Here is an 11,208-nt window from a genome sequence, read left to right on the forward strand (position 1 = left end):
TCCGGTCGGTTGCGATCAGGAAGGCCGCCAGGTTACGCCAGAAGCGCGGGGCCGTCAGCCGCGGCCCCCCGGCTCAGGAACTCTCGCGCACCCGGGCCTCCATGCGGGAAAGAAAGACCCCCATGATCCGCTCATAGAGCGCGCGGCCGAGCACCGCGTCCTCGATGCCGGCATCCACGTTGGGGTTGTCGTTGACCTCGATCACCACCACGCGCCCACCGGCCTGCTTGAGGTCGACCCCGTAGAAGCCGTCGCCGATCAGGCGGGTGGCCCTGAGCGCCGCCTTGATCACCTCCGCCGGTACGTCGTCGGGGTCATGGGTGGTGAAACCACCGCTCTTCACTCGCGGGCCGGAGTGGTCGTAGATCTGCCAGTGCCCACGCGCCATGTAGTAGCGACTGGCGAACAGCACCCGGCCGTCGAGCACGCCGATGCGCCAGTCGTAGTCGGTGGGCAGCCACTCCTGCAGCAGCAGCAGGGCCGAGGCCTCGAACAGCCGGGCGGCCTCGCGCTCGAGCTGGGCCGCTGATTCGACCTTGACCACCCCCCGGGAGAAGGAGCCGTCCGGCACCTTGAGCACCAGGGGGAAGTGCAGGCCGGCGATCCGGGCGGCCAGCGGACGGCGGTCGTGACGCTTGAGCAGCACCCCTTCCGGGGCCGGCACGCCGCGGGCACGCAGCAGGGCGTGCAGGTAGACCTTGTTGGTACAGCGCAGGATGTCGCGGGGAGCATCGATCACCACCAGGCCCTCGTGCTCCGCCAGACGGGCCATCCGGTAGGTATGGTGATCGAGCGCCGTGGTCTCGCGGATGAACAGGCCGTCGAATTCCGCCAGACGGCCGGCATCGCGGCGGGTGACCAGCGAGACGTCGATGCCGAGCCGTCGGCCGGCCCGGATGAACGCCTTGAGGGCGCTGCGGTTGCTCGGCGGCAGGGCCTCGTTCGGATCGATCAGGATCGCCAGGTCGAAGCGGTAGCGTCGGCGTGCCTTGGGCGTCCGCCACACCTTGCGCGAGTGGCGGTTGAGCGCCGTGGCGAAGAGGTCCTGCTCCTCGGGGACCAGGTCGCGCAGCCGGATCGGCCTGAGCCGTGCCAGCCGCCAGAGGTCATGGCGACGCACCAGGCGCGCCTCGAGCAGCGGGCAGGGCAGGCGTTCGAACAGCTTGCGGGCGAGCCGGGCCAGCCGAGGCTCGAGGCATTCGCCGAACAGCACCCGCAGGGTCAGGCTGTCGCCGGCCAGTGATCCCTGCCGGGCCAGGTCGCCGAGCAGCGGGGCCAGGGTGTCGAGCTGGAGATCGATCAGCGCCTTGCGCGACAGTTCGTTGAGCGTTTCCACCGTCGGTAGCACCCGCTGGCCGCGAGCCTGGGCCAGCAGCGAGACATAGTAGCCGGTGCCCAGATAATCGAGGTCGCTGCTAAGGTTGATCACATGGGTGGTGCGGTCCCGAGCATCGGCATCGCGATGGCGACGGTCCTGGGCGAGGAAGTCGTCGGCACCGATCAGGTCCTCGGAGGGGTAGTAGGGTTGCCAGTCATCCAGACGGTCGACGACGATGCGCAGGGGGCACATGGGAGGGCTCCAGCCGGGCGGGAGGCGGCAAGGGGCCGCCGGAACGCAGCCAGCATGCCCTTGAGCCGGGTCACCGACAAGCCGCGGGCCGGGTGAAAAGATTTCATGATCCCGGGCGCTGACAAGCATATCGAGCATGATCACAATCACGCCGGTGACCTCCGGAGGCATGAGATGACCGTGACCCTGCGCCAGGCCCGTCCCCGGGACCTGGACGACCTCTATCGACTGGAGCAGTCGGCCTTCACCGGCGACCGCTTCAGTCGCCGCCAGCTCTGGCACCTGCTCAATCGTGCCCACGCCTCGACCCTGGTCGCCGAGACCCCGGGAGCCGAGGGGGAGACGGGCCGGTTACTGGGCTATGGCGCCTTGCTGTTTCGCCGCGGCAGCCGGCGCGCGCGCCTCTACTCCTTCTGCGTGCATCCCGAGGCACGCGGCCAGGGGCTGGGCCGTCGCCTGGTCGAGGCGCTCGAGCAGGAGGCGCTGGCACGAGGCGCCGAGCGGCTGGGCCTCGAAGTGCGCGCCGACAACCGGGTGGCGCTGGGGCTCTACCGCCGCCTCGGCTTTCGGCTGGAGTGCTGGCTCGAGTCCTACTACGAGGACGGCTGCGCCGGCTGGCAGATGGTCAAGACCCTGTCGCCATCGGCCGAGGTCGTCGAGCGTGCGGGCTGATAGAATCACCCTTCCATTTCCATCGGTCACCAGGACAGCACCATGCCCTCCTTCGATATCGTTTCCGAGTTCGACAAGCACGAAGCCAGCAACGCCGTGGACCAGGCCAACCGGGAGATCCAGACGCGCTTCGACTTCAAGGGCGTCACCGCGAGCTTCGAGCTCAACGGCGAGACCGCATCGCTCGAGGCGGAGGTCGACTTCCAGCTCAAGCAGATGCTCGAGGTGTTGCGCAACAAGCTGATCGCACGCGGCATCGACGCCCGCTGCATGGATATCAAGGACCCCGTGCTCTCCGGGGTGCGCGCCCGCCAGGAGGTAGTTCTCAAGCAGGGCCTCGACCAGAAGGAGGCCAAGGAGATCGTCAAGCGCATCAAGGACTCCAAGCTCAAGGTCCAGGCCCAGATCCAGGGCGAGAAGGTGCGCGTGACCGGCAAGAAGCGCGACGACCTGCAGGCGGTCATGGCCCTGCTCAAGGGAGAAGGGGGCCCCGACCTGCCGCTGCAGTTCGACAACTTCCGCGACTGAATCGCGGCTCCTGGCGTCCCGCTCGTTGCCTGCCCGGGCCGGTCCCGGGCTTTCCTGATCCATGTCATGCCGCCGGTCGATACCGCTTGAAAAGTGCCCTCTCGCCACCAACTCTGATGATGCCGAATGGCAGAGTTCTTGCTGTGGAGCATCTTCGACAAACGAGAAAGGAGGTGTGGCGATGAACCTGCAGAAATTCTCCCCGTGGAACTGGTTCAAGAGCGAGAGCGCCGATGCCCCGACCGGGGCCGTGGAGCCGCGCCGTGGCGAGCCGACCCCGCTGACGAGCATGCATCAGGAACTCGACCGCTGGATGGACGGCATGCTGCGCCAGTTCGGCATGCCATCGCTGGAGAGCCGCTTCGGCGACATGCCCGCGCTGCTGCGCCCGAGCCTCGACATCGCCGAGCACGACGACCGCTACGAGATCAGCGTCGAGGTACCCGGTGTCGAGGAGAAGGACGTCAAACTGAGCCTGGACGACCACCGCCTGGTGATCGAGGGCGAGAAGCGCCAGGAGAGTACCACCAAGGAGGAGCGTTACCAGCGCGTCGAGCGCTCCTACGGCAGTTTCCGGAGGGTCCTCGACCTGCCGGGTGACGCCCGGGTCGAGGAGATCAAGGCCTCCTTCGCCAAGGGCGTATTGCGCGTCACCGTCCCGCGCTCCCCGGAGGCGAAGGCGGCACGCCGCGAGATCCCCATCCAGGGCTGATCGCTCGCCCACCGTCACGGGCCCGCCGGGACGCGGGCCCGCGTCTTTCGATTACCACGGGGCTGCGCTTCGTGGCCGGACCATAGCTCGCCTCTCCTCGTCCCATAGGGCATCGCGATTGGCCATGCCGGACGCCTTGGGCTTCAATGAAGGTTCAGGGAAGGGGAGGGAGCACTCGATGCCGACGCTGCAACGTGCCGTCTATATCGCCATCGCCTGGGTCAGTTTCGCCCTCGGCGTGATCGGGGTCTTCGTGCCGCTGATGCCCACCACCTGCTTCATGCTGCTGGCGGTGTGGGCCGCGTCGCGGGGCTCGCCGCGCTTCGCCCTGTGGATCCGCGAGCATCCTCGCTTCGGCCCGGCCGTGGTGGCCTGGGAGGGCGAGCGCGCCATTCCCCGGCATGCCAAGTGGCTGGCCACCGGCATGCTGGCCTGCTCGGTGCTGGTGCTGGTCTTCACGGTCAGCCTGGCGTGGCTGAAGTTCGCCCTGATCGCCGGGCTCTTCCTGCTGGGGGTCTGGATCGTCACCCGGCCAGAACCCGCCGTCGCTTCCTGACGCGCCGGTTTCGCCGCCGCGATCGAGGTGCTTTGAGGTAGGGGGGCGGGGGGCCGTACAATGGTCGGCAATTCTCGACAGGAGCCACCTCGATGTCCGAACCGCAGCCGATCCACCTCAGCGACTACCGTCCTCCCGCCTACCGCGTGACCCGTACCGAGCTGACGTTCGATCTCGATCCTGCCGCTACCCGGGTCAAGGCGCGCCTGCACCTGGAGCGCCACCCCGAGCGCGAGCCCGGGCTACCGCTGGAACTCGACGGCGAGCAGCTTGCGCTCAAGGCCATCGCCATCGACGGCCAGCCGCTCGACGAGGACGAGTACCGCCTCACCGCGAACGGCCTGACCGTGCACCGCGTGCCGGAGGCCTTCCTGCTCGACACCGAGGTGGAGATCGCGCCGAAGGAGAACACCGCCCTCGAAGGGCTCTACCAGTCGAACGGCATGTACTGCACCCAGTGCGAGGCCGAGGGCTTCCGGCGCATCACCTTCTACCCCGACCGTCCGGACGTGATGGCGACCTTTTCCACCACGCTGATCGGCGACGCCGCGAGCCTGCCGGTGCTGCTCTCCAACGGCAACCCGGTGGAGCGCGGTGACCTGCCGGGCGATCGTCACTTCGTCACCTGGGAGGACCCGCACCCCAAGCCCTGCTACCTGTTCGCCCTGGTGGCCGGCGACCTGAAGCGGGTCGAGGACCGCTTCACCACCATGAGCGGCCGCGAGGTAGCACTGCAGATCTGGGTCGAGGAGGAGAACCTCGGCAAGACCGACCACGCCATGGCCTCGCTGAAGCGCGCCATGGCCTGGGACGAGCAAACCTACGGCCGCGAGTACGACCTCGACCTGTTCATGATCGTGGCGGTCAACGACTTCAACATGGGCGCCATGGAGAACAAGGGGCTCAACATCTTCAACTCCGCGGCGGTGCTGACCCATCCGCACACCGCCACCGACGCCGCCTTCCAGCGGGTCGAGGGCATCGTCGCCCACGAGTACTTCCACAACTGGTCGGGCAACCGGGTGACCTGCCGCGACTGGTTCCAGCTCTCCCTCAAGGAGGGCTTCACGGTGTTCCGCGACCAGTGCTTCAGCGCCGACACCAACTCGGCGCCGGTCAAGCGCATCGAGGACGTCTCCTTCTTCCGCACCGCCCAGTTCGCCGAGGATGCCGGCCCCACCGCCCACCCGGTGCGTCCCGATCACTACATCGAGATCGGCAACTTCTACACCCTGACCATCTACGAGAAGGGCGCCGAGATCGTGCGCATGCTCTGCAACCTGGTGGGCTGGGAGACCTTCCGGCGTGGCAGCGACCTCTACTTCGAACGCTTCGACGGCCAGGCGGTGACCATCGAGGACTTCGTCGGCTGCATGAGCGAGGTCTCCGGACAGGACCTCTCCCGCTTCATGCTCTGGTACTCCCAGGCCGGCACCCCGGAGATCGACGCCCATGGCGAATATGACTACACCCACTGCGAGTACCGGCTGGTCCTGCGGCAGCGCACCCCGGCCACGCCCGACCAGGCGGAGAAGCAGGCCCTGCACATCCCGATTCGCCTGGGGCTGGTGGGCACCAAGTCCGGCCGCGACCTGCCCGTGACCCTCGATGGCGAGGCGCTGGGCAGTGACGCCGTCATCCACCTGCGCGAGGCGGAGCAGGAGTTCGTCTTCACCGACGTCGCCGAGGCCCCTGTGCCCTCGCTGTTGCGGGGCTTCTCGGCGCCGGTCAAGCTGCGCTTCCCCTATGGCCGCGAGGACCTGGCCTTCCTGCTGCAGCACGACTCCGACGGTTTCAACCGCTGGGACGCCGGCCAGCGCCTGGCCCTGCTGGCGCTCGACGACCTGATCGCCGCCCACCGCAATGGCGTGGAGAAGGTGATGGACCCCCGCGTGGTGGAGGCCTTCCGCGGGCTGCTGGCCTCCGACCCCGGCGACAAGGCGGTACTCGCCGAGATGTTGACCCTGCCCTCCGAGGCCTACATCGCCGAGCAGCAGCCGCTGGTGGACGTGGATGCCATCCACGCCGCCCGCGACTTCGTCAAGCAGTCGCTGGCGGCGGCCCTGCGCGACGATTTCCTGCGCCTCTACCAGGCGAACCGCGCCGACGCCGCCTACGCCCCGGAGCCCGAGCAGATCGCCGCGCGCAGCCTGAAGAACGTGGCGCTCTCCTATCTGATGGCGCTGGAGGACGAACAGGCGATCGAACTCGCCCGCGACCAGTTCACGGCCGACCACAACATGACCGACGTGCGACATGCCCTGACCCTGCTGGTGCACAGCAGCCGGGATGACATCGCCGAGCCGGCGCTCAAGGCCTTCGGCGAGAAGTGGGCCCACGACCCGCTGGTCATGGACCAATGGTTCAGCATTCAGGTCACCCGTCCCCAGCCGGACGTGCTCGAGCGGGTGAAGTTCCTGATGGCCCACCCGGCCTTCTCGCTGAAGAACCCCAACAAGGTGCGCGCCCTGATCGGCACCTTCGCCGGCCAGAACCGGGTCAACTTCCATCGCCTCGATGGCGCGGGATACCAGCTGCTCGCCGACGTGGTGATCGAGCTCAACCGGCTCAACCCGGAGATCGCCGCGCGCCTCATCACGCCGCTGACCCGCTGGCAGCGCTTCGACGAGACCCGCCAGGCGCTGATGAAGGGCGAACTCGAGCGCATCCGCGCCGAGGAGCTCTCGCCGAATGTGTATGAGGTGGTCGAAAAGGCCCTGGCCTGAGCCAACGCACGAGCGCCGCCCATCGGGCGGCGCTCTGTTTCGGGGGGCGGCGGTGGGCTTAATTGATCAGCCAGCTGAGCACGACCATGCCCAGCAGCAGCCAGACCAGGGCGACGACGAAGGCGCGACGCAGGAGGGCGGCCAGCCCCTTCCACAGCAGCCACAGGCCGACGATCAGCACCAGCAGGCTGATCAGCGAGGGGGCGATGCCGAGCGATTCGGCGAGGCCGCGCAGGAAGCCGCGGGCGGAATCGCCGAGGTTGGCGAAGAAGCCGCGCAACAGGTCGACGACGAAACGGATCAGGTCGCCGAGCGCGCCGCCGAGCCAGGTGAAGAAGTCTGCCATGTCAGGGGAGCGGCCGCCTCATTCGATCAGGTCGAGTACGGTGCCGACGATGTCGTCCATGGTCACCAGGCCGACCAGCCGGTTGTCGTCGAGCACCAGCACCCGCTTGACCACGCTGTCGGTCATCAGGCTGGCCACGTGGCGCACGTCCAGCGACTCGCCGACGCCGATGGCGGGCTTGGCGCAGACGTCATAGACGTTGATCAGGTCGATGTCGCCGTTCTCGGCGACGATGGTCTTGAGAATATTGGTATAGGTGATCAGCCCCCAGGCATCATGGGGGTCCTGCTGTTCCACGACCAGGCACTTGAGGTTGTGACGCTTCATCAGCCCCAGGGCGTCGCGCAGGGTGGCGAAGGGGGATACCGTCACCACGTCGCGCATCATGATGTCCTTGACCAGCATCGTGTTTCTCCGTCAATGGTGGGGAGGCGGCGGTGGCGGGAGATCAGACCTCGTGCCTGAGCCGTTCCTCGAAGCGCTTGACCTGCGACATGTCGATCCCGCCGAGGTGCTCCACCGGCAGCGTCATGACCAGGCCCTTGGAGTCGTCGCCGGAAGGGTTGAGCACATGCCGAATGGCCTTCAGCACCTTGAGCGACAGGCTCTTCTCCAGGGTCATCAGCATGATGCTCTGGCTGCCCTCGAAGGTCAGGCCGAAGAAGGTCTTCTTGCGTTCGCCACCGATCCCGCGGCCCGACATCAGGGTCATGCCCACCGCGCCCGCCTCGGTGGCGGCATCGATGCACTCCTGCTCGAGATCCTCGGGCACGATGGCGACCAGCAGGGAAAACTTCATGTCGTCTTGCCTCTATATTTCGCCACTCTTTCCATCAGAATGGCATAGCTCATTACGGTCACGATAGGAAAGATCGAGGCGAAGGCGATCAGCCCGAAGCCGTCGATCAGCACGTTGCGGCCCTCGATCTGGCTGGCCAGACCGATGCCCAGGGCCGTCACCAGCGGCACCGTCACCTCGGAAGTGGTCACGCCGCCCAGGTCGAAGGCGAGCGCCACGATGTAGCGGGGCGCGAGGACGGTGAGCAGGATCACCAGCAGGTAGCCGCCGATGATGTAGTGGTGGATGGAGTCGCCACTGATGATCCGGTGCACGCCGAGGGTGATGCCGATCGCCACCCCCACCGCCACCAACAGGCGGATCGCGTTGCCCTGGATCTTGCCCGCCGCGGCTTCCTCGGCCTGTTGGCCCACGGCAATCAGCGCCGGTTCGGCCATGGTGGTGGCGAAGCCGATGCAGAAGGCGAACAGATAGACCCACAGCCAGTCGTCGAAGGCGATCAGCTGCTCGGCCATGCGCTGGCCGATGGGGAAGAGGCCGAGCTTGAGGCCCACCACGAAGGCGTAGAGCCCGACGATCACCAGGCCGAAACCGATGCCGACCCGGAGCGGGTCGGCCAGCGAACGCCTGAGCACGGCGTACTGGAAGAACAGGATCACCAGGAGGATCGGCAGCACGTCGCGCAGCATGCCGAACAGGTCGAACACCAGGGCCAACAGGCCCGAGGAGGGGGCGGTGTCGTGCTGAGCGGCCACCAGCTCGGCACCGGCCGTCACCTCGCCCGGATCGCCGTAGACCAGGATGCCGTAGAGCTGCACGCTGATCATCGGCACCATCACCGCCAGCGCCACCAGGCCGAAGCCGTCGATCAGGGGGTTGCGGCCGCGGATGGAGGCGGCCAGGCCGATGCCCAGTGCGGCGATCAGCGGCACGGTGACGATGTTGGTGGTCACCCCGCCGGAATCGTAGGCCAGGCCGACGATCTCCTCGGGGGCGAAGAAGGTCACCAGCACCACCAGCACATAGCCGACGATCATGTACCAGTGCAGGGGATGGCCGAGGATCACGCGGAACACCCCCAGCGCCATCACCATGCCCACCGAGGTGGCGACGATCAGACGCAGGGTGAGGGCGTCGATGCGTCCCTCGCTGATTCGGGAGGCCTGCTCGGCCACGGCGATCAGCGCCGGTTCGGCCACCACCGCCGAGAAGCCGATGGCGAAACCGAACAGCATCAGGATCGGCATCGAGCCGCGGCGGGCGAACTGATTGGCCAGGCGCTTGCCCACCGGGAAGATGCTCAGCTCGAGCCCCTGCAGGAAGAGCGCCACCCCCAGGGCGACGATCAGCAGCCCCGCTGCCATGCTCAGGCCGCCTTCGGGCCACTCGCGCAGCAGTAACGCCTGGAAGGCGACCACCACCACGATGATCGGCAGCAGGTTGCGCAGGGCGTGAAGGAGGGCGTGGGCAAAATCCCGGAGTTGCTCGGCCAAGTGTGGCTCCCTGGATGGATCCGTCGAACATTCCGATGGCGACCCCCGCCGGTCATCCTGCTAGCCTAGGAGGCAGCGCGCGCCGGTTGGGGCGGCACCAATATATCATCACCCCCCGTGTCGCGGCATGGGCCGGTTGCGTGCATGATCTTGATGCAGATCAGAACCAGGGCGTGCTTTCCCTTGCACAAGGAGCCGACAATGGGACTCTCGACGATCGTGGTGCTGGTGCTGCTGGGCCTGTTGCTGGTCTATGGCGTGGCCATCTACAACCGCTTGGTGACGCTCAAGAACCGCTACGGCAACGCCTTTGCCCAGATCGAGGTGCAGCTCAAGCGCCGCTATGACCTGATCCCCAACCTGGTGGAGACGGCCAAGGCCTACATGGCCCACGAGCGCGAGACCCTGCAGGCGGTGACCGAGGCGCGCAACGTCGCGCTGGCCGGCCTTCAGGCCGCCGCCGCCCGGCCCGGCGAACCCGGTGCCATGGCCGAGCTCGCCGGCGCCGAAGGCGCCCTGGGGGCCGCGCTGGGCCGGCTCAATGTGGTGATGGAGGCCTACCCCGACCTCAAGGCCTCGGAGAACATGCGTCAGTTGAGCGAGACCCTCACCAGCACCGAGAACCGGGTCGCCTTCGCCCGCCAGGCGTTCAACGATGCCGTGATGCAGTACAACACCTACAAGCAGAGCTTTCCCCCGGTGCTGCTGGCCGGCCCCCTGGGTCATCGCGAGGACGCCGCCCTGCTGGAATTCGAGGACAGCGCCGAGATCCAGGCCGCTCCCCGCGTGAGTTTCTGAGGCGGATGGCCCCGTGAACTTCTTCGAGGCCCAGGACCAGGCCCGGCGGCTCACCGGTCGGCTGATCGGGTTGCTGCTGCTGGCCGTGGCCGGGTTGATCGTCGTTGCCTCGCTGGTGGTGGCGCTGGCACTGGTGCTGCTCGACGGCCAGGCTGGCGGCGACCCCCTGGCCCGGGCCCTGGATCCCCGCCTGCTGGGCGGCGTGGCCGTGGCGGTGATCCTGGTGGTGGCGCTGGGCAGCCTGGGGCGTCATCTGCAGTTGCGAGCCGGCGGCTCGGCAGTGGCCGAGGCGCTGGGTGGGCGGCCGCTCAACCTCGAGACCCGCGACGACAACGAGCGCCGGCTGCTCAACGTGGTGGAGGAGATGGCCATCGCCTCCGGCTTGCCGGTGCCCGCGGTCTATCTGCTCGAGGACCCGGCCATCAACGCCTTCGCCGCCGGCCATGCGCCCGATGACGCGGCCATCGGGGTCACCCGGGGCACCATCGAGACCCTCGGTCGGGACGAGCTGCAGGGGGTGATCGCCCACGAGTTCAGTCATGTCCTGCACGGCGACATGCGCCTCAACCTGCGCCTGGTGGCGCTGCTCCATGGCATCCTGGCGATCGGCCTGATCGGCCATATGCTGCTGCGTGGCGCGGCGCTGGGTGGCCGGGGGCGCTCGCGCCGCGGTGGCGGCCACGCCGCGGTGCTGGGTCTGGGGGCGGCGCTGATGGTGGTGGGCTATGCCGGCACCCTGTGCGGCAGGCTGATCAAGGCGGCGGTGAGTCGCCAGCGCGAGTTTCTCGCCGACGCCAGTGCCGTGCAGTACACCCGCAATCCCGACGGCATCGGCGGGGCGCTGAAGAAACTCGCCGCCCACTCGGCCGGCTCGCGCCTGGGGGCCGCCAATGCCGAGGAATTCAGCCATCTCTACTTCGGCCGCGGGGTGCGGGCGATGAGCCGGCTCACCTCGACCCATCCGCCGCTGGAGCAGCGGATCCGCCGGGTGTTGCCCCACTGGGACGG

General features: G+C 67.8%; 12 protein-coding genes. 7 read left to right on the forward strand and 5 right to left on the reverse strand.

Going from position 1 to position 11,208, the window contains the following annotated elements:
* Positions 1–73: 73 nt before the first annotated feature.
* Positions 74–1,570 (reverse strand): RimK family protein, encoded by a 1,497-nt coding sequence (locus tag C1H66_RS09460; RefSeq protein ID WP_102627637.1) that lies wholly within the window; start codon positions 1,568–1,570, stop codon positions 74–76.
* A gap of 174 nt (positions 1,571–1,744) precedes the next feature.
* Here C1H66_RS09460 and C1H66_RS09465 point away from each other — a divergent pair, with 174 nt between their 5' ends.
* The 5 genes from C1H66_RS09465 to pepN all read left to right on the forward strand — a co-directional run bounded on the left by C1H66_RS09465 (position 1,745) and on the right by pepN (position 6,764).
* Positions 1,745–2,242 carry a GNAT family N-acetyltransferase gene (locus tag C1H66_RS09465; protein ID WP_102627638.1) on the forward strand — a complete coding sequence of 166 codons (498 nt, stop codon included), beginning with the start codon at positions 1,745–1,747 and terminating at the stop codon, positions 2,240–2,242.
* A 42-nt stretch (positions 2,243–2,284) separates the two neighbouring features.
* On the forward strand, positions 2,285–2,770 hold the full coding sequence (locus C1H66_RS09470; RefSeq protein ID WP_102627639.1) for a YajQ family cyclic di-GMP-binding protein: 486 nt from the start codon (positions 2,285–2,287) through the stop codon (positions 2,768–2,770).
* Between the two features lie 181 nt (positions 2,771–2,951).
* The gene (locus tag C1H66_RS09475) at positions 2,952–3,482 is read left to right on the forward strand and encodes an Hsp20/alpha crystallin family protein (RefSeq protein ID WP_102627640.1); all 531 of its coding nucleotides are present in this window, start codon (positions 2,952–2,954) and stop codon (positions 3,480–3,482) included.
* 178 nt (positions 3,483–3,660) lie between these two features.
* Entirely contained in the window at positions 3,661–4,038 is a 378-nt protein-coding gene (locus C1H66_RS09480; RefSeq protein WP_102627641.1) for a YbaN family protein, read from the forward strand.
* A gap of 92 nt (positions 4,039–4,130) precedes the next feature.
* The gene (gene pepN / locus C1H66_RS09485; RefSeq protein ID WP_102627642.1) at positions 4,131–6,764 is read left to right on the forward strand and encodes an aminopeptidase N; all 2,634 of its coding nucleotides are present in this window, start codon (positions 4,131–4,133) and stop codon (positions 6,762–6,764) included.
* Positions 6,765–6,822: 58 nt separating this feature from the next.
* On the opposite strand, the gene C1H66_RS09490 is transcribed toward pepN, so the two are convergent.
* Genes C1H66_RS09490 through C1H66_RS23470 form a run of 4 tightly spaced genes read right to left on the reverse strand, consistent with a single transcriptional unit; the run spans position 6,823 to position 9,402 of the window.
* Positions 6,823–7,110 (reverse strand): hypothetical protein, encoded by a 288-nt coding sequence (locus C1H66_RS09490; RefSeq protein WP_102627643.1) that lies wholly within the window; start codon positions 7,108–7,110, stop codon positions 6,823–6,825.
* A gap of 18 nt (positions 7,111–7,128) precedes the next feature.
* On the reverse strand, positions 7,129–7,515 hold the full coding sequence (locus C1H66_RS09495; protein WP_102627644.1) for a CBS domain-containing protein: 387 nt from the start codon (positions 7,513–7,515) through the stop codon (positions 7,129–7,131).
* Positions 7,516–7,558: 43 nt separating this feature from the next.
* Entirely contained in the window at positions 7,559–7,909 is a 351-nt protein-coding gene (locus C1H66_RS09500; RefSeq protein WP_102627645.1) for a P-II family nitrogen regulator, read from the reverse strand.
* Complete coding sequence (locus C1H66_RS23470; RefSeq protein ID WP_102627646.1) at positions 7,906–9,402, reverse strand: DUF1538 domain-containing protein; 1,497 nt, start codon at positions 9,400–9,402, stop codon at positions 7,906–7,908. Before C1H66_RS23470 ends, C1H66_RS09500 begins: the two co-directional genes overlap by 4 nt.
* Positions 9,403–9,603: 201 nt before the next feature.
* Between C1H66_RS23470 and C1H66_RS09510 the strand changes: the two genes are divergently transcribed.
* Both C1H66_RS09510 and C1H66_RS09515 read left to right on the forward strand, forming a co-directional pair.
* Positions 9,604–10,200 (forward strand): LemA family protein, encoded by a 597-nt coding sequence (locus C1H66_RS09510; protein ID WP_102627647.1) that lies wholly within the window; start codon positions 9,604–9,606, stop codon positions 10,198–10,200.
* A 13-nt stretch (positions 10,201–10,213) separates the two neighbouring features.
* On the forward strand, positions 10,214–11,208 hold a 995-nt coding region (locus tag C1H66_RS09515), incomplete at its 3' end, for a M48 family metallopeptidase (protein WP_146010704.1).

This window comes from Halomonas heilongjiangensis (assembly GCF_002879645.1).
In the GTDB taxonomy this organism is placed as follows: domain Bacteria; phylum Pseudomonadota; class Gammaproteobacteria; order Pseudomonadales; family Halomonadaceae; genus Halomonas; species Halomonas heilongjiangensis.

Excerpts from the sequence above, each read along its gene's own strand:
- C1H66_RS09460 (WP_102627637.1), bottom strand. The coding sequence starts at position 1,570 with ATGTGCCCCCTGCGCATCGTCGTCGACCGTCTGGATGACTGGCAACCC.
- C1H66_RS09465 (WP_102627638.1), top strand. The coding sequence starts at position 1,745 with ATGACCGTGACCCTGCGCCAGGCCCGTCCCCGGGACCTGGACGACCTC.
- C1H66_RS09470 (WP_102627639.1), top strand. The coding sequence starts at position 2,285 with ATGCCCTCCTTCGATATCGTTTCCGAGTTCGACAAGCACGAAGCCAGC.
- C1H66_RS09475 (WP_102627640.1), top strand. The coding sequence starts at position 2,952 with ATGAACCTGCAGAAATTCTCCCCGTGGAACTGGTTCAAGAGCGAGAGC.
- C1H66_RS09480 (WP_102627641.1), top strand. The coding sequence starts at position 3,661 with ATGCCGACGCTGCAACGTGCCGTCTATATCGCCATCGCCTGGGTCAGT.
- pepN (WP_102627642.1), top strand. The coding sequence starts at position 4,131 with ATGTCCGAACCGCAGCCGATCCACCTCAGCGACTACCGTCCTCCCGCC.
- C1H66_RS09490 (WP_102627643.1), bottom strand. The coding sequence starts at position 7,110 with ATGGCAGACTTCTTCACCTGGCTCGGCGGCGCGCTCGGCGACCTGATC.
- C1H66_RS09495 (WP_102627644.1), bottom strand. The coding sequence starts at position 7,515 with ATGCTGGTCAAGGACATCATGATGCGCGACGTGGTGACGGTATCCCCC.
- C1H66_RS09500 (WP_102627645.1), bottom strand. The coding sequence starts at position 7,909 with ATGAAGTTTTCCCTGCTGGTCGCCATCGTGCCCGAGGATCTCGAGCAG.
- C1H66_RS09510 (WP_102627647.1), top strand. The coding sequence starts at position 9,604 with ATGGGACTCTCGACGATCGTGGTGCTGGTGCTGCTGGGCCTGTTGCTG.